The 16,789-nt window shown below is 61.7% G+C and carries 14 protein-coding genes; 13 read left to right on the top strand and 1 reads right to left on the bottom strand.

The genetic code is table 11. The features are described 5' to 3' along the window. Nucleotides 1-76: 76 nt before the first annotated feature. The 10 genes from rimP to dusA all read left to right on the top strand — a co-directional run bounded on the left by rimP (nucleotide 77) and on the right by dusA (nucleotide 12,523). Nucleotides 77-631, top strand: a complete 555-nt coding sequence (rimP, locus tag ACIQ3Q_RS06355; protein ID WP_396268225.1) for a ribosome maturation factor RimP — start codon at nucleotides 77-79, stop codon at nucleotides 629-631. Next, on the top strand, nucleotides 628-2,103 hold the full coding sequence (gene nusA, locus ACIQ3Q_RS06350; RefSeq protein ID WP_396268181.1) for a transcription termination factor NusA: 1,476 nt from the start codon (nucleotides 628-630) through the stop codon (nucleotides 2,101-2,103). Before rimP ends, nusA begins: the two co-directional genes overlap by 4 nt. Nucleotides 2,104-2,156: 53 nt before the next feature. Then, complete coding sequence (gene infB / locus ACIQ3Q_RS06345; protein WP_396268180.1) at nucleotides 2,157-5,075, top strand: translation initiation factor IF-2; 2,919 nt, start codon at nucleotides 2,157-2,159, stop codon at nucleotides 5,073-5,075. Nucleotides 5,076-5,158: 83 nt separating this feature from the next. Beyond that, nucleotides 5,159-5,521, top strand: coding sequence for a 30S ribosome-binding factor RbfA (gene rbfA / locus ACIQ3Q_RS06340; protein ID WP_396268178.1), 363 nt, complete (start codon nucleotides 5,159-5,161; stop codon nucleotides 5,519-5,521). A 74-nt stretch (nucleotides 5,522-5,595) separates the two neighbouring features. Next, on the top strand, nucleotides 5,596-6,552 hold the full coding sequence (gene truB, locus ACIQ3Q_RS06335; protein ID WP_396268177.1) for a tRNA pseudouridine(55) synthase TruB: 957 nt from the start codon (nucleotides 5,596-5,598) through the stop codon (nucleotides 6,550-6,552). Between the two features lie 23 nt (nucleotides 6,553-6,575). Further along, nucleotides 6,576-8,405, top strand: coding sequence for a translational GTPase TypA (gene typA / locus ACIQ3Q_RS06330; RefSeq protein WP_396268176.1), 1,830 nt, complete (start codon nucleotides 6,576-6,578; stop codon nucleotides 8,403-8,405). A 105-nt stretch (nucleotides 8,406-8,510) separates the two neighbouring features. Beyond that, nucleotides 8,511-9,383 (top strand): DMT family transporter, encoded by an 873-nt coding sequence (locus ACIQ3Q_RS06325; protein ID WP_396268175.1) that lies wholly within the window; start codon nucleotides 8,511-8,513, stop codon nucleotides 9,381-9,383. A 70-nt stretch (nucleotides 9,384-9,453) separates the two neighbouring features. After that, nucleotides 9,454-10,590 carry an enoyl-CoA hydratase/isomerase family protein gene (locus ACIQ3Q_RS06320; protein WP_396268174.1) on the top strand — a complete coding sequence of 379 codons (1,137 nt, stop codon included), beginning with the start codon at nucleotides 9,454-9,456 and terminating at the stop codon, nucleotides 10,588-10,590. Nucleotides 10,591-10,671: 81 nt separating this feature from the next. Next, nucleotides 10,672-11,532, top strand: a complete 861-nt coding sequence (locus ACIQ3Q_RS06315) for an esterase/lipase family protein (protein WP_396268173.1) — start codon at nucleotides 10,672-10,674, stop codon at nucleotides 11,530-11,532. A gap of 7 nt (nucleotides 11,533-11,539) precedes the next feature. Continuing rightward, nucleotides 11,540-12,523, top strand: coding sequence for a tRNA dihydrouridine(20/20a) synthase DusA (gene dusA / locus ACIQ3Q_RS06310; RefSeq protein ID WP_396268172.1), 984 nt, complete (start codon nucleotides 11,540-11,542; stop codon nucleotides 12,521-12,523). On the opposite strand, the gene ACIQ3Q_RS06305 is transcribed toward dusA, so the two are convergent. Continuing rightward, the gene (locus ACIQ3Q_RS06305; RefSeq protein ID WP_396268171.1) at nucleotides 12,520-13,344 is read right to left on the bottom strand and encodes a pyruvate, water dikinase regulatory protein; all 825 of its coding nucleotides are present in this window, start codon (nucleotides 13,342-13,344) and stop codon (nucleotides 12,520-12,522) included. The genes dusA and ACIQ3Q_RS06305 overlap by 4 nt on opposite strands. A 226-nt stretch (nucleotides 13,345-13,570) precedes the next feature. Here ACIQ3Q_RS06305 and ppsA point away from each other — a divergent pair, with 226 nt between their 5' ends. The 3 genes from ppsA (at nucleotide 13,571) to priB (ending at nucleotide 16,785) form a co-directional block, all read left to right on the top strand. Continuing rightward, nucleotides 13,571-15,970, top strand: a complete 2,400-nt coding sequence (ppsA, locus tag ACIQ3Q_RS06300) for a phosphoenolpyruvate synthase (protein WP_396268170.1) — start codon at nucleotides 13,571-13,573, stop codon at nucleotides 15,968-15,970. Nucleotides 15,971-16,094: 124 nt separating this feature from the next. Beyond that, entirely contained in the window at nucleotides 16,095-16,463 is a 369-nt protein-coding gene (gene rpsF, locus ACIQ3Q_RS06295; RefSeq protein WP_396268169.1) for a 30S ribosomal protein S6, read from the top strand. A gap of 40 nt (nucleotides 16,464-16,503) precedes the next feature. Continuing rightward, nucleotides 16,504-16,785 (top strand): primosomal replication protein N, encoded by a 282-nt coding sequence (gene priB / locus ACIQ3Q_RS06290; protein WP_396268168.1) that lies wholly within the window; start codon nucleotides 16,504-16,506, stop codon nucleotides 16,783-16,785. Nucleotides 16,786-16,789: the final 4 nt, after the last annotated feature.

Below are 16,789 nucleotides of genomic sequence, written 5' to 3'. Positions count from 1 at the left end.
TACAATCAGCGCTTCGCTAGAATTCCATTACTTGGGCGGATTCATCCAGCCCATTTTTTTGCGCGACCCGTTTTTAATGAGTTTGAATCAAACCGTCGAGAGGACGGTCACCGGATTGAGCTACGAGCTCGTGGACATCGAACGTGCCGCGGGCGGTTTGCTGCGCGTCACTATCGACCGCATTCCAGGCACTGTTTACCCCACCGGCGGGCAGGAGTTCGTGATCGTTGAAGATTGCGAAGTCGTGACCCGGCAACTCCAGTACGTGCTGGAAGTGGAGGGCGCAGATTACGCGCGGCTAGAGGTGTCGTCGCCCGGTCTAGACCGGCCGCTGAAGACGCCCGAGCACTATGCGCGTTTTTTGGGCGAGTTGGTGCAAATCACGCTCAAGCTGCCCTTCCAAGGGCGCAAGAAGTATCAAGGCCAATTGCAGGCCGCGGAGTCTGGCGAGGGCTGGACGCTGCATTTCAATGATGGCAAGGCTGACCAGGTGCTGAACTTCGCATTCGATGAAGTTCGTGAAGCCCGGCTGGTGCCTGTGCTCGATTTCAAGGGGCGCCGTGGCAAGGGCGCTCCCGCTGCTGAAGAGACAGCGGCTGGCAACCAAGATGACGGAGGTCAAGAAGAATGAACCGCGAAATGCTCATGTTGGTGGATGCGATCTCGCGCGAAAAGAGCGTCGATCGTGATGTGGTGTTCGCAGCCGTTGAGTCGGCGCTGGCTTCTGCGACCAAGAAGCTGCATGGTGGTGAGGTGGACATCCGCGTCGCCATCGACCGAGATACCGGCGAATATGAAACCTTCCGTCGCTGGCATGTGGTGCCGGACGAAGCCGGTTTGCAGATTCCCGACGCAGAGATTCTGCTGTTCGAAGCTAAAGAGCAGATTCCCGATATCGAGGTGGACGACCACATCGAAGAGGGCATGGAGTCCGTGCCCATCGGTCGTATCGGTGCGCAGGCGGCCAAGCAGGTCATCTTGCAAAAGATCCGTGACGCTGAGCGCGAGCAATTGCTCAATGACTTCCTGTCGCGTGGCGAGAAGATCTTCGTGGGTACCGTCAAGCGTTTGGACAAGGGCGATGTGATCGTCGAGTCTGGCCGCATCGAAGGCCGCCTCAAGCGTGGCGAGATGATCTCGAAAGAGAACCTCCGCTCCGGTGACCGTGTGCGCGCGGTCATCGCTGGCATCGACACCGCCGCGCGTGGCCCTCAAATCATGCTGTCGCGCTCGGCGCCTGGCTTCATGGTCGAGTTGTTCGCCCAAGAAGTGCCCGAGATCGAGCAGGGTTTGCTGGAGATCAAGAGCTGCGCTCGCGACAGCGGCTCTCGCGCCAAGATCGCGGTGATCTCGCACGACAAGCGCGTCGATCCCATCGGCACCTGCGTCGGTGTGCGCGGCTCGCGCGTGACGGCGGTGACCAATGAGCTTGCGGGCGAACGTGTGGACATCGTGCTGTGGTCTGAAGACCCGGCCCAGTTTGTGATCGGTGCCTTGGCCCCGGCCAATGTCCAGTCCATCGTGGTCGATGAAGAAAAGCACGCCATGGACGTGGTGGTGGACGAGGAAAACCTCGCCATCGCAATTGGCCGTGGCGGCCAGAACGTGCGCTTGGCGTCCGAGCTGACCGGCTGGCGCATCAACATCATGACGGCTGAAGAATCGGCGGCCAAGCAAGCCGAAGAGTCCGGCTCGATCCGCAAGCTCTTCGTCGATAAGTTGGATGTGGATGCTGAAGTCGCCGATCTGCTGATCGACGAAGGCTTCACCAGCCTCGAAGAAGTGGCCTACGTTCCCCTGCAAGAAATGCTGGAGATCGAAGGCTTTGATGAAGACACGGTCAGTGAGTTGCGCAATCGCGCCAAGGATGCGCTGCTGACCATGGAAATCGCCCGTGAAGAAAAGGTCGATGAAGTCTCGCAAGATTTGCGTGACCTCGAAGGACTGAATCACGATGTGATTGGCAAACTGGCCGATGGCGGGATTCATACCCGCGACGATCTGGCTGATTTGGCAGTCGATGAACTGGTCGAGATGACCGGCGTGGATGAGGCACAAGCCAAGGCCCTCATCATGAAGGCGCGTGAGCACTGGTTCAACTGAACACGGCCCCTCGCACACCACGCACACGGCATCAAGATCAAGGAAATTAAAGCATGGCAGTGACCACCGTCGCTCAACTGGCAACGGAGCTGAATCGCCCCGCTGCAACACTGCTGGATCAGTTGCAGTCGGCCGGCGTCGCCAAGAGTTCGCCGGACGATTCGCTGACTGAGTCGGACAAAGAACGCCTTCTGGACTACCTCCGTACCTCGCATGGCACCACGGGCGCTGATCGCAAAAAGATCACCCTGACCCGCAAGTCCACCAGCGAGATCAAGCAGGCTGACGCCAGCGGCAAAGCGCGCACCATTCAAGTTGAAGTGCGCAAGAAGCGCGTGTTCGTCAAGCGCGATGACGCACCGGCCGGTGCCGAGATGGAGCACGAGTCGGATGAGCCTCAGGTTGACGAGGCCGAACTGACGCGTCGCGAAGAGGAAGCTCGTCTCCAAGCTGAGCAGATTCGTCGACAAGAGGAAGAGTTGGCCGAGAAGCGCCGCCTTCGCGAAGAGCGCGAAGAGCAAGAGCGCCGCGACCGCGAAGCTGCCGAGAAGGCTGCCGCTGAAGCCGCCGCCGCCAAGGCTGCTGCTGACGCTGCGGCTGCTGAAGCTGCTGCGGCTCTGGCCAAGGCTGCTGCTGCGGCAGCCAAGAAATCTGCGCCAGATTCAGCTGCTGCGGCCCCTGCGCCGGCCGCTCCTGTGCCTGCACCCGTGCCAGTGGTTGAGCCTCCCAAGGAGGCTCCGAAACCTGTGTTGCGCGTCGTGAAGGCGGGCGAGAGCGAAGCTGAAGAGCAAAAGCGCGCTGCTGACCTGGAACGCCGCCGCAAGGCTGCGGAGGCTGAGGCTTCTGCCATTCGCGACATGATGGCTCGTAAGAGCAAAGTCATGATCGCTAAGAAGCCTGAAGAGCCTAAGCCCGTTGAGCCCAAGGAAGGCATCAAGGGCACCATTCATAAGGCCAAGCCGGTGGCCGGGGCGCCTGCGCCCGCTGGTGCTGCCGGCGCAGCCGCCAAGCCGGGCGACAAGAAATCGGTCAAGTCCGAGAAGCTGTCTTCGAGCTGGGCAGATGAAGCCAAAAAGCGAGGCGGCCCAACCCCCACCAAGGGTGGTCGCACCGACGCCAACGCCGGCCGCGCAGGCTGGAAGGCCCCACGTGGTGGCCGTCGGGGTGACTCTCGCGACCAGCAAAACTCCAACTTCCAGGCGCCGACCGAGCCGGTGGTGCAAGAAGTGCACGTGCCTGAGACCATCTCGGTGGCCGATTTGGCTCACAAGATGGCGGTCAAGGCCAGCGAGGTCATCAAGCAATTGATGAAGCTGGGTCAGATGGTCACCATCAACCAGCAGCTGGACCAAGAAACCGCGATGATCGTCGTGGAAGAAATGGGCCATAAGGCGTTGGCTGCCAAGTTGGATGACCCGGAAGCCTTCTCCGAGGAGGAGCAAGCCGCTGCGTCCGGCGAGGCACTGTCTCGCGCCCCTGTGGTGACCGTGATGGGCCACGTGGACCACGGCAAGACCTCGCTGCTGGACTACATCCGCCGCAGCCGTGTGGCCGCTGGCGAAGCCGGTGGCATTACCCAGCATATTGGCGCCTACCACGTGGAAACTCCACGCGGCATGATCACCTTCCTGGACACCCCAGGTCACGCGGCCTTCACGGCCATGCGTGCCCGTGGCGCCAAGGCGACCGACATCGTCATTTTGGTGGTGGCTGCGGATGACGGCGTGATGCCTCAGACCAAGGAAGCCATCCACCATGCCAAGGCGGCGGGCGTGCCCATCGTCGTGGCCATGACCAAGATCGACAAGCCCGACTCCAACGTCGAGCGCGTCAAGAGCGAGTTGGTGGCCGAAGAAGTGGTGCCCGAAGACTTTGGTGGTGACTCCCCATTCGTGGGCGTCTCCTCCAAGACCGGTCAAGGCATTGACGATTTGCTGGAGCAAGTACTGCTGCAGGCCGAAGTGCTGGAGTTGAAGGCTCCAACGGAAGCCATGGCCAAGGGTATCGTGATTGAAGCGCGTCTGGACAAGGGCCGTGGTCCTGTGGCCAGCGTGCTGATCCAGTCCGGCACCTTGAAGCGTGGTGATGTGATCCTGGCGGGCTCTAGCTTTGGCCGCGTGCGCGCCATGCTGGACGAAGACGGCAAAAACATTGCAGAGGCCGGCCCCTCCATTCCGGTGGAAATCCAAGGCTTGACCGAAGTGCCGCAGGCTGGCGACGACTTCATGGTTCTGTCTGACGAACGTCGTGCGCGTGAAATCGCCACCTTCCGTCAAGGCAAGTATCGCGAAGTGACGCTGAACAAGCGCCAAGCCGCCAAGCTGGAAAACATGTTCGAGAACATGGGTCAGGGCGCTGCACAGGCCTTGCCGCTGATCATCAAGGCCGACGTGCAAGGCTCGCAAGAAGCATTGGCTTCTTCGCTGCTCAAGCTGTCGACCGAAGAGGTCAAAGTGCAGATCGTTCACGCAGCGGTCGGTGGCATCAGCGAGTCGGACGTCAACTTGGCGATCGCCTCCAAGGCCATCATCATCGGCTTCAACACCCGAGCAGATGCGCAAGCCCGCAAGTTGGCTGAGCATTCAGGCATTGACCTGCGCTACTACAACATCATCTACGACGCTGTGGATGAGGTGATGGCGGCGATGGGCGGCATGCTGGCGCCAGAGCAGAAGGAAGAAATCATCGGTATGGCCGAGATCCGGACGGTGTTTGTCGCCTCCAAGATCGGCACGGTGGCAGGTTGCATGATCACCAACGGTATGGTGACTCGCAACGCCCGCTTCCGCTTGCTGCGTGAGAACGTGGTGATCTACACCGGCGAAGTCGACTCGGTGAAGCGTCTGAAGGACGATGTGCGCGAAGTCAAGGAAGGCTTCGAGTGCGGTATCAAGCTCAAGAACTACAACGACATCTCTGAAGGTGATCAGCTGGAGTTCTTCGAAGTCAAGGAAGTGGCACGGACCCTCTAAAGTCGGAGCTGCACATCCGGGAAACCCCGCCGTGCCTGGCGGGGTTTTTTGCTTGGCGCAAGCCCCCAAAAGGGAACCCCTTTATGCGACATAAACGCAACATTCCCAACCGTAGTTTCCGAGTGGCCGACCAGATCCAGCGCGATGTGGCTGAACTGGTGCGCGACCTCAAAGACCCGCGCATTGGCATGGCCACCATCAATGCGGTGGAGGTCACGCCGGACTATGCCCACGCGACGGTGTTTTTCTCTCTGCTGATCGGTGATCCGGTGGAGTCTGAGACCGCTTTGAATGAGGCCGCTGGCTTTGTGCGCAACGGCCTGTTCAAGAGGCTGGCCATTCACACCGTGCCGACCTTGCACTTCAAGTTTGACAAAACCATTGAACGCGCTGCTGACCTCAGCGCCTTGATTCACAAAGCCAACGCCAGCCGCGCCAAGGACTGAAGGCATGCGAGCACTGCGTCTGTTGCCTCACGCAGTTCTCACAGCCCCCCTGTTGCGCCAGCGACCTCTCGTTCATGAAGCCCCTCAAGCCGATCCAGCCCCAACGCCCCAGAGTGCCCCGCCGCGCGGTGCACGGCGTGCTGCTGCTCGATAAACCGGTGGGCTTGTCGAGTAACGACGCCTTGCAGAAGGCCAAGCGCCTGTTCCGCGCCGAGAAGGCCGGGCACACCGGCACCTTGGACCCGATGGCCAGCGGCTTGTTGCCCTTGTGCTTTGGGGCAGCGACCAAGTTTTCTCAAGTGAGCCTCGACGCTGACAAGTGCTACGTGGCTCAGCTGCGCCTCGGCCAGCGCCGCGTGGGCGGTGACATGGAAGGCGAGGTCATCGAAGAGCGGCCTGTGCAAGTCACACAAGAGGGCATTGAGCAGGCTTGCGAGCGCTTCAAAGGCCTGCAGTCGCAGGTGCCGCCCATGCACTCGGCTTTGAAGAAAGACGGCAAACCGCTCTACGAGTATGCGCGGCAGGGCATTGAGGTCGAGCGCGCGCCTCGCCAGGTCACGATTCATGACATCGTCATCACCGGCTGGCAGGATGAAGCCCATCTCCTGACCCTGACCGTGCGTTGCAGCAAAGGCACCTACATCCGCACTTTGGCCGAAGACATTGGCGAAGCCCTGGGCTGCGGTGCACATTTGGCGGGCTTACGTCGCGTGGGCAGCGGTCCTTTGGACATTGCGCACGCCGTGACGCTTGAGACCTTGGCCGAATGGACCGAAGAACAACGAGATGCTCGCCTGATGCCGCCAGATGCTTTGGTGGCTGATTGGCCTGCCATTCGTCTGGCCGCCGAAGAGGCGGGCAGATTCCTTTCTGGGCTGCGCCGCCGTGTGGTGCAACCGGATGCGCCGGCCGTGCGCGTTTACGGCCCCGAACCCGCCGCCTTTTTGGGCGGCGCTCACATCACTGCCGGCGAGTTGATCGCCGACCGCCTGCTCAGCCCGACTGAGGTCCAGGCCTTGCTGACCCTTTGATTTTTTCTTTTCGAGAGCCGCTCATGAGCCGACAGATTCGCAACATCGCCATCATTGCCCACGTGGACCATGGCAAGACCACCTTGGTGGACCAACTGCTGCGCCAAAGCGGCACCTTTGCTGACCACGAGAAGGTCATCGACTGCGTGATGGACAGCAATGCCATCGAAAAAGAACGCGGCATCACCATCTTGGCCAAGAACTGCGCCGTGAGCTGGGAAGGCACCCACATCAACATCGTGGACACCCCGGGCCACGCGGACTTCGGCGGTGAAGTCGAGCGCGCGCTGTCCATGGTCGACGGCGTGGTGCTGCTGATCGACGCCCAAGAAGGCCCGATGCCGCAAACCCGCTTCGTGACCAAAAAGGCCTTGGCCTTGGGCCTGAAGCCTATCGTCGTGGTCAACAAGGTGGACAAGCCGGGTGCCAAGCCAGACGCCGTCATCAACGCGGCCTTCGACCTGTTCGACAAGCTGGGTGCCACGGACGAGCAGTTGGACTTCCCTGTCGTCTATGCCTCCGGCATCAACGGCTGGACATCACTGGAAGAGGGCGCTCCCGGTGAGAAGTGGGGCCCGGACATGTCGGCCCTGTTCAATACCGTGCTCAAGCACGTGCCGCCCAATGCCGGTGACGCTGATGCGCCTCTGCAGTTGCAAATCTCTTCGCTGGACTACTCCACCTTCGTCGGCCGTATTGGCGTGGGTCGCATCAGCACCGGCACCATCAAGCCGGCCATGGATGTGGTGGTCATGGAAGGGCCGGACGGCAAGGCCGTCAAGGGCCGCATCAACCAAGTGTTGAAGTTCCATGGTCTGGACCGCGTGCAGGTCACCGAAGCCGGCCCTGGCGACATCGTGTTGATCAACGGCATTGAGGACATCGGTATCGGCGTGACTCTGACCGACCCGGCCAATCCCCAGCCCCTGCCCATGCTCAAGGTGGACGAACCCACCTTGACCATGAATTTCTGCGTCAACACCAGCCCGCTGGCCGGCCGCGAAGGCAAGTATGTGACCAGCCGCCAGATCTGGGATCGTCTGCAAAAAGAGCTGCAACACAACGTGGCGCTGCGCGTCAATGAGACAGACGAGGAAGGCATCTTCGAGGTCATGGGGCGTGGCGAACTGCACCTGACCATCCTGTTGGAAAACATGCGTCGAGAAGGCTACGAGCTGGCCGTCTCCAAGCCCCGCGTGGTGTTCCAGGAGATCAACGGAGAGAAGTGCGAGCCCATTGAAATGGTGACCGCCGACGTGGAAGAAACCCACCAAGGCGGCGTGATGCAAGCCCTGGGCGAGCGTAAGGGTGAGCTGGCCAATATGGAGTCGGACGGCCGCGGCCGTGTGCGCCTGGAGTACCGCATTCCTGCGCGGGGCCTGATCGGCTTCTCCAACGAGTTCCTGAACCTGACCCGTGGCTCGGGCCTGATCAGCAACATCTTTGATGGCTACGAGCCCTATAAGGGCGAAATCGCCAGCCGCAAGAATGGCGTGCTGATCAGCATGGACGCCGGTGAAATCTTCACCTACGCCCTGGGTAAGTTGGACGACCGCGGCCGCATGTTCGTCAAGGCCGGTGACCCGGTTTATGAAGGCATGATCGTGGGCATTCATAGCCGCGACAACGACTTGGTGGTCAACGCGACTCGCACCAAGCAGCTCACCAACTTCCGGGTTTCGGGCAAGGAAGATGCGATCAAGATCACGCCGCCCATCGAACTGACCTTGGAGTACGGCGTGGAATTCATCGAGGACGACGAGCTGGTCGAGATCACACCCAAGTCTGTGCGCCTGCGCAAGCGCCACCTGTCTGAGCACGACCGCAAGCGCGCTTCTCGCTCGGAAGGCTGATCAGCACATTGCTGATCAATACAGAGCGGCCCACCAGGGTCGCTTTTTCATTTCTGCCCACTCAACAAAACCCTTGCTGTGAGCCATTCGCGCGCCACCCTCACCATGCTGTTGGTGACTTTTCTCTGGAGCATTGCCGGAGTGGTCACGCGTCATCTGGACTCGGCCGCGGCCTTTGAGGTGACATTCTGGCGCAGCGCCAGCAATGCGCTGGCTCTGGTGTTCTTGCTGTCATGGCTGCAGGGCCCTGCCGCGCTGTGGCACGGCCTGCGCAACGGCGGGGCCGTGTTGTGGGCCTCTGGGGCCTGCTGGACAGTGATGTTCACCGCCTTCATGGTGGCACTCACCATGACCAGCGTGGCCCATGTGCTCATCACCATGGCGTTGGCGCCGCTGTTCACCGCCTTGATGGCCCGCGCCTGGCTGGGGCAGCGTTTGCCCGCTCGCACCTGGTGGGCCATTGGTGTTGCCGGCTTGGGTATCACCGGCATGTTTGCCAACGAGGTGCTGAATGGCCGCCCGCAAGACCTGTGGGGCATGGCCGTCGCTTTGAGTGTGCCGGTCGCCGGTGCGGCGATGTGGACCTTGCTGCAACACCACGCCAAGCCAAGACCCGCAGAGCAGGGCAGTGATGCGCCCACGGACATGAGCACCGCGATTTTGATTGGCGCGGTGGCCTCTGCCCTGTTGACGCTGCCGCTGGCCTGGCCGCTCAAGGCCTCTGCCCACGACATCGGCCTGCTTGCCTTTTTGGGTGTGGTGCAACTGGCCATTCCCTGCGTCTTGGCCGTCAAGGCGGGCAAGGTGCTGAAGGCGCCAGAGGCCGCCTTGCTGGGTTTGCTGGAGGTCATCATGGGCGTGGCCTGGACCTGGCTGGGTGCGAGCGAGGCGCCAAGCCTGCCAGTCTTGCTCGGCGGCGCTCTGGTGCTGCTGGCCTTGGCCAGCAATGAGGTATTGGCATTGCGCTCTGGGCGTTGATGTCCTGCTTGGCCAAGCAAGGCCGTCCAAGGGCTCTACACTGCGCGCTTCACGTGTTTAGACTCAGATCATGACGCTTTCTTCTTTGACGCCAACGCTGTGCTCACAAGGCGCGGTGTTGGTCGAACAAGTCGGCCCGGTGGGAGTGTTGACCCTCCATCGCCCGCAAGCTTTGAACGCCCTGTCGCTGGACATGATCCGCGACATCACTGCCGCCTTGAACCATTGGCAGGCCTGCCCACACACCGGGGCAGTGGTCTTGCAAGCGGCCGGTCGTCCCGGAAAGGCCCCGGCCTTTTGCGCAGGGGGTGACATCCGCTTCTTTCACCAAGCAGCCTTGGCGGGAGACCCTCGGTTGGAAGATTTTTTCACCGAGGAATATGCGCTCAATCACCTGATCCATGGCTATTCCAAACCGCTGGTCGCTCTGATGGACGGCATCTGCATGGGCGGCGGCATGGGCATCAGCCAAGGGGCTGCCCTTCGGGTCGTGACGGCCGGCAGCAAGCTGGCCATGCCGGAGACCCATATCGGCCTGTTCCCCGATGTGGGCGGCGGCTGGTTTTTGGCGCGCTGCCCGGGCGCTTTGGGTGAGTACCTGGCCCTGACCGGCCATGTGTTGCAGGGCGCCGAAGCCTTGGCTGCCACTTTGGCCGATGTTGAGTTGCCCGCCGACGCGCTACCCCGCGTGGCCTCCGTGTTGGCTGCCGTGGCGGTGGCGCCTGGCACGCCCGCCTTTGCACAAGCCGCGTTGGAGGCCGTGCGCGCCCTGGCCTTGCCGCGCACTGCGGCGCAGCTGGACAGTCATCGCGCCGCCATCGATCGTCACTTCAGCCAGCCCGATGTGGCGGCCATCATCGCGTCTCTCCAGGCCGATGGCTCGGAGTGGGCGCAAAAGACGGTGGAGGTCTTGAGCCATCGCTCGCCCTTGATGATGGCCGTGTCCTTGGAGCAAGTGCGGCGCGCGCGGCAGATGAGCCTGGCTGACGATCTGCGCATGGAGCGCGACATGGTGCGGCATTGCTTCCATTTGCGGCCCGGTGCGGCCAGCGAGACGGTGGAGGGCATTCGCGCCTTGGCGGTGGATAAAGACCACGCCCCGCGCTGGAACCCGGTGAGCCTGGCCGAGGTGACGCCCGAGATGGTGCGAGCCTTCTTCCGCAGCCCGTGGCCCGCTTGGGCACACCCGCTGCGGCATTTGGTTTAGGGCTTTGCCTCCAGAGGCGGGGCAGGGCGGGCGATTAAGATGAACGGGTGAGCCTCCAGCTTGCACTGTCTTCAAGAACGCATGCCCTCTTCACCCAAGTCGCCTTCTGCCAAGCCCGCTCAGCGGCGACCCCGTCGCCAGTCTCCAATCACCGCCGCTGCTTCTGCCGCTGATTCGACACAGGCGCGAGCCGTCACGTCGCCGCCGGGCTGGTGGGCGTTGGCCTTGGAGGCCCGGGCTCCTTGGGAGTTTGCGGCGCTGCTGGCGGCCACGCCTTGGCTGCGCCGCCTGCCCAAAGGTGATGGCCACCCGGTGATCGTGCTGCCCGGCTTGGGGGTGGCTGACTTCAGCACAGTGGCGCTGCGTCAGTTTCTGTGCGACCAGGGCTATGACGCGCACCCTTGGCATCAGGGTTTCAACTTCGGCCCTCGACAAGGGGTGCTGTCCGCCTGTCTAGACCAGTTAAAGGCCTTGCACTACAGCAGTGGTCAGGCCGTCAGCCTTGTGGGCTGGAGCTTGGGTGGCATCTACGCCCGTGAGTTGGCCAAAGAAGCACCGGACCATGTGCGTTGCGTGGTGACCTTGGGCTCGCCGTTCACGGGCCATCCGCAGGGCACGAACGCGTGGCGACTGTTTGAGTGGGTGAGTGGCTTGGATGCCCACGACGAAGACATGCTGGCCCAGATCCGCGGCACACCGCCTGTGCCCACCACAAGCATCTACTCACGAACCGACGGTGTGGTGGCTTGGCCTTGCAGCCTCAACCCCGAAGGGCCGCAGACCGAGAACATTGAAGTCCCGGCCAGCCACATCGGCATGGTGCTCAACCCGCTATCCCTCTATGCGGTGGCGGATCGCTTGGCCCAGCCGCCCGGGGCATGGCAGCCCTTTGAGATCACGCCCGCGCGGCGTTGGTTCTTCAAGCCAGGCACCCCGCGATAATGCGCGGGTGACTGAATCACCCATTGCCCCTTCGCCTTGGCGCCTGAGTGTTGCGCCCATGCTGGACTGGACCGACAAGCATTGCCGGACCTTTCACCGCAAGATCACCCGCCATACCCGGCTCTACACCGAGATGGTGAACAGCGGCGCCATCCTGCATGGCGACCAAGAGCGCCACTTGGCCTTCAATGCGGACGAGCACCCGGTCGCGCTGCAGTTGGGCGGCAGTGACCCGGCGGACCTGGGGGCTTGCGCCAGAGTGGCAGAACGCTTTGGCTATGACGAGGTCAACCTCAACTGCGGCTGCCCCTCAGAGCGCGTGCAAAAGGGTGCGTTCGGCGCCTGCCTGATGGCCGAGGCGCCGCTGGTGGCCGATGGCGTGAAAGCCATGCGAGACGCTTGCAGCTTGCCGGTGACGGTGAAGCATCGTATTGGCATCGACCGCATCGAGCGCTATGAGTTTGTGCGCGACTTTGTGGGCACGGTGGCCGAGGCGGGCTGCGAGGTGTTCATCGTCCATGCCCGCAATGCCTGGTTGCAAGGCTTGAGCCCCAAAGAGAACCGCGACATCCCGCCGCTGCGCTATGAGCTGGTTTATCAACTCAAGCGCGAGTTTCCGCACCTCACCATCGTCATCAACGGTGGCATAAAAACCAACGCCGAGATCGAGAACCACTTGCAGCATGTAGACGGCGTGATGATCGGCCGCGAGGCCTATCACAACCCCTGGCTGATGCACGATTGGGATCAGCGCTTCTGGGGTGACGCCGAGGCCAGAGACGTGACGCGCGAGGACGTGGAGGCTGAGATGGTGGCCTACATGAGCCAGCAGATGCAAACCGCTGCCGTGCCCTGGGCGCATATGGCGCGCCACATGCTGGGGCTGCGCCATGGGCTCGCAGGTGCGCGGCGTTGGCGCCAAGTCTGGAGCGACCACAAACTCAAAACGCTGAGCCCGGCAGAGGTCAGTCGTCTGGCTACCGCAGCTTAGTAGGTGAGACGATCTGGGCGAATATCGCGCAAGATGGTGGTGGCGATTTCCTCGATCGACTTATGGGTAGACGAGAGCCAAGCAATCTGGTGGCGCTTCATCATGGTTTCCGCCTCGGCCACTTCATAGCGGCAATTCTCGAAGGCGGCGTACTTGCTGCCAGGGCGGCGCTCGTTGCGGATCTGGCTCAGCCGATCTGGGTCAATGGTCAGCCCAAAGCACTTCTTCTTGTGAGGTGCCAACGAGGAAGGCAACTGGCCCCGGTCAAAGTCTTCAGGAATCAAGGGGTAGTTGGCTGCCTTGATGCCATGCTGCATGGCCAAGTACAGCGAGGTGGGCGTCTTGCCGCAGCGGCTGACACCCACCAAGATCACATCGGCCGCCTCCAAGTTTTTGGCGGATTGGCCGTCATCATGTGCCAAAGAAAAATTGATGGCCTCGATGCGCTCGTTGTATTCCTGGCTCTTGGCTGCATCTGAAAAGCGCCCGACCCGATGGTTGGACTTGATGCCAAACTCGACCTCCAGGGGCTCCACAAAGGCGCCAAACATGTCCATCATCAGGCATTGGCACTCGGGACTGGTCAGGATGTCTCGCACGTCGTCCCGGGCCAGCGTGATGAACACCACGGGCTTGACGCCCTCGGCCGCCGCCGTGGCATTGATCTCCCCTTGCACCGTGAGTGCCTTTTCAACGGAGTCAATGAAAGGTCGGCGAATGTGCCGACGCTTACCTGGAAACTGGGCCAGGATGGAGTTGCCAAAGGTCTCGGCGGTGATGCCGGTGCCGTCGGAGATGAAGAACACGGTGCGATTGGGCATAGCGGTCCAGTTTCAGCGAAGTTTCAGTGATGATAGGCAATCCGTCCGTAGAATCCGGGTCAATTCGCATCCTTTAGTGTCGGTCCGGCACGAAAGTGCTGGTGGCGACCCCGGTGCACCCGCTTTTCCGCTGCCTCTAACAACAGCAACCCAGTGCGGCGGCTAGGCTGTGCCCGGCCAGACTCCAGGATGGCGACAAAGATTTTTTGTCATCAAGGAGCTTTCTATGTCCCACACAGCAGCGGCGACCGCCCTGGTCGCACCGTTCGAACAACTGCGCATGACAGATGTCGAGGTGGTTGGCGGTAAAAACGCCAGCCTCGGCGAGATGATCAGCCAACTGGCCGCCACCGGCGTGCGCGTGCCCGGTGGCTTCGCCACCACGGCGCATGCCTTCCGCGAGTTTTTGAAGCACGGTGGGTTGACTGAAAAGATCAATGCCCGCCTGTCCGCGCTCAACACCGACGATGTGCGCGCCTTGGCCGAGGCCGGCGCCGAGATCCGCCAATGGGTGGTGGATGCTCCGTTCCCAGCGGATTTCGAAGCCGCGGTGCGCGCTGAGTTTGCTCGCGTCAGCGGCGACACGCCCAGCGTCACTTGGGCTGTGCGCTCATCGGCCACGGCCGAAGATTTGCCAGACGCCTCGTTTGCCGGCCAGCAGGAGACTTTTTTGAATGTGCAAGGCATCGACGATGTGCTTCACAAGATGAAAGAAGTGTTTGCCTCGCTCTACAACGACCGTGCGATCAGCTACCGCGTGCACAAGGGCTTTGCTCACGCCGATGTGGCCTTGTCGGCCGGCGTGCAGCGTATGGTGCGCTCAGACATGGGGGCGGCCGGAGTGATGTTCACCATCGACACCGAGTCCGGCTTCAAAGACGTGGTCTTCATCACCTCCAGCTATGGCCTGGGCGAAACCGTGGTGCAGGGTGCCGTCAACCCCGACGAGTTCTATGTGCACAAGCCCATGCTAGAAGCCGGCAAGCAAGCGCTGATCCGTCGCTCGCTGGGCTCCAAGCTGATTCGCATGGAGTTTGCGTCGCCCGAAGAAAAGGCCGAGTCCGGCAAGCTGGTGCGCACGGTGGACACACCGCCCGAACTGCGTAACCGTTACTCGCTGAACGACGCCGATGTCATCGAATTGGCCCGCTATGCCTTGATCATCGAGAAGCATTACGGCCGCCCGATGGACATCGAGTGGGGCAAAGACGGTGTGGACGGCAAGCTCTACATCCTGCAGGCTCGCCCAGAAACCGTGCGCAGCCAAGCGGCGGGTCAGGTCGAGCTGCGCTACAAGCTCAAGGGCCAAGGCATGCTGCTGACCGAAGGCCGTGCCATTGGGCAGAAGATCGGCACCGGCCCCGTGCGCCTGGTCACCTCTATTGCCGAGATGGAACGTGTGCAGCCCGGTGATGTGCTGGTGACCGACATGACCGACCCCAACTGGGAGCCGGTGATGAAGCGCGCCAGCGCCATCGTCACCAACCGGGGCGGTCGCACCTGCCACGCGGCCATCATCGCCCGTGAGCTGGGCATCCCGGCCGTGGTGGGTTGTGGCGATGCGACCGAGCACCTGACCGATGGCGCCCTGGTGACCGTGGCTTGTTCTGAGGGCGACACTGGCTACGTCTTTGACGGCCTGCTCGAAACCGAAGTGACCGAGGTCAACCAGGGCGAGATGCCGTACTGCCCGGTCAAGATCATGATGAACGTGGGCAACCCCCAGCTGGCCTTCAATTTCTCGCAAATGCCCAACTCGGGCATTGGCTTGGCCCGCTTGGAGTTCATCATCAACAACAACATCGGCGTGCACCCCAAGGCCATCTTGGACTACCCGAATGTCGACCCGGACCTGAAGAAGGCGGTGGAGTCGGTGGCCCGTGGCCATGCCAGCCCGCGCGCGTTTTATGTGGACAAACTCGCCGAAGGCGTGGCCACCATTGCCGCAGCCTTCTGGCCCAAGCCGGTGATCGTGCGCTTGTCGGACTTCAAGTCCAACGAGTACAAAAAGCTGATCGGTGGCAGCCGCTACGAGCCAGACGAAGAAAACCCGATGCTGGGCTTCCGCGGTGCCTCGCGCTACATCAGCGGCGAGTTCTCTGACGCCTTTGGCATGGAGTGCGAGGCGCTCAAGCGCGTGCGCAACGACATGGGCCTGACCAACGTCGAGATCATGGTGCCGTTTGTGCGGACCGTGCGGCAAGCACAGCGAGTGGAAGAGCTGCTCGCGGGCCGTGGCCTCAAGCGTGGCCAAGACGGCCTGCGCCTGATCATGATGTGCGAAGTGCCCAGCAACGCCATCTTGGCCGATCAGTTCCTGGAGTACTTCGACGGCATGTCCATCGGCTCCAACGACCTGACCCAGCTCACCTTGGGGCTGGATCGCGACTCGGGCCTGGAACAATTGGCCGATGACTTTGACGAGCGCGACCCCGCCGTCAAGGCCTTGATCTCACGCGCCATTGCGGCCTGCCGCGCCACCGGCAAATATGTGGGCATCTGCGGCCAAGGCCCCAGCGACCACCCTGACTTTGCGGATTGGCTGGCGGACGAAGGCATTGTGTCCATCTCGCTGAACCCAGACTCGGTGATCGAGACTTGGAAGCGGCTGGCAGAGCGGCGCTAAACAAGCTCAAGCCTTCTGCTATACTAGAAGGCTTTCCCCCTTGCTGCACCGGTCAGTCGACGCGATCGGGCGGCTTCCCATTTGGGCGCACCTTCTGCGCCTAAGGAATTCACAAGGAGTATTCATGCGTCACTATGAGATCGTTCTGCTGATCCATCCGGATCAAAGCGAACAGGTTCCAGCCATGCTGGAGCGTTACAAGACCCTGGTGATCAACGGCGGCGGCAAAGTCCATCGCGTTGAAGACTGGGGCCGTCGTCAACTGGCCTATCTGATCCAGAAGCTCGCCAAGGCGCACTACCTGTGCCTGAACATCGAGTGCTCTAAGGAAGTGCTGGCTGAGTTGGAAACCGGCTTCCGCTTCAATGACGCCGTGCTGCGTCACCTGACCGTCAAGCTCGAAAAGGCCGAGGCTGGCCCTTCGGTGATGATGAAGTCGGTTGAGAAGGACGAGGCTCGCAAGGCCGCCGTTTCCGCTCCAGAAGCCGCCTGACGAATTCAGTGATTCTGCAAGCCACGCTGGTGCGGCCCTTATGAACCGATGGGTTCTTGCCGCAGAAGTGATTGAACGTAGCGCGATGCGCTACACCCCTGCCGGAGTCCCGGCCTTGGACCTCAAGCTGAAAGCTGAGTCCACGGTGACGGAAGACGGTCAGCCCCGCAAGGTCTCCCTGGAGGTCAGAGCGGTGGCGATTGGGGCGATCACCCGCAGTGTGAATGCGTTGGTGTTGGGAGAGCCGGTTCAATGTGCCGGCTTCCTCACCACCTCTCGCAACGGCAAAGGTTTGGTGTATCACCTCACCGAGCTGGCTTGATGGA

It is taken from the genome of Ideonella sp., assembly GCF_044358605.1.
GTDB lineage: Bacteria > Pseudomonadota > Gammaproteobacteria > Burkholderiales > Burkholderiaceae_C > Ideonella.
Note: the sequence above shows the minus strand (reverse complement) of the source record. Positions and strands in the feature narration are given on the sequence as shown.

What these genes read in the sequence shown, in the direction of transcription:
- rpsF (WP_396268169.1), top strand. Translation starts at nt 16,095, where the DNA reads ATGCGTCACTATGAGATCGTTCTGCTGATCCATCCGGATCAAAGCGAA.
- typA (WP_396268176.1), top strand. Translation starts at nt 6,576, where the DNA reads ATGAGCCGACAGATTCGCAACATCGCCATCATTGCCCACGTGGACCAT.
- rimP (WP_396268225.1), top strand. Translation starts at nt 77, where the DNA reads ATGAGTTTGAATCAAACCGTCGAGAGGACGGTCACCGGATTGAGCTAC.
- ACIQ3Q_RS06325 (WP_396268175.1), top strand. Translation starts at nt 8,511, where the DNA reads ATGCTGTTGGTGACTTTTCTCTGGAGCATTGCCGGAGTGGTCACGCGT.
- ACIQ3Q_RS06315 (WP_396268173.1), top strand. Translation starts at nt 10,672, where the DNA reads ATGCCCTCTTCACCCAAGTCGCCTTCTGCCAAGCCCGCTCAGCGGCGA.
- rbfA (WP_396268178.1), top strand. Translation starts at nt 5,159, where the DNA reads ATGCGACATAAACGCAACATTCCCAACCGTAGTTTCCGAGTGGCCGAC.
- ACIQ3Q_RS06305 (WP_396268171.1), bottom strand. Translation starts at nt 13,344, where the DNA reads ATGCCCAATCGCACCGTGTTCTTCATCTCCGACGGCACCGGCATCACC.
- ppsA (WP_396268170.1), top strand. Translation starts at nt 13,571, where the DNA reads ATGTCCCACACAGCAGCGGCGACCGCCCTGGTCGCACCGTTCGAACAA.
- infB (WP_396268180.1), top strand. Translation starts at nt 2,157, where the DNA reads ATGGCAGTGACCACCGTCGCTCAACTGGCAACGGAGCTGAATCGCCCC.
- ACIQ3Q_RS06320 (WP_396268174.1), top strand. Translation starts at nt 9,454, where the DNA reads ATGACGCTTTCTTCTTTGACGCCAACGCTGTGCTCACAAGGCGCGGTG.
- priB (WP_396268168.1), top strand. Translation starts at nt 16,504, where the DNA reads ATGAACCGATGGGTTCTTGCCGCAGAAGTGATTGAACGTAGCGCGATG.
- nusA (WP_396268181.1), top strand. Translation starts at nt 628, where the DNA reads ATGAACCGCGAAATGCTCATGTTGGTGGATGCGATCTCGCGCGAAAAG.
- truB (WP_396268177.1), top strand. Translation starts at nt 5,596, where the DNA reads ATGAAGCCCCTCAAGCCGATCCAGCCCCAACGCCCCAGAGTGCCCCGC.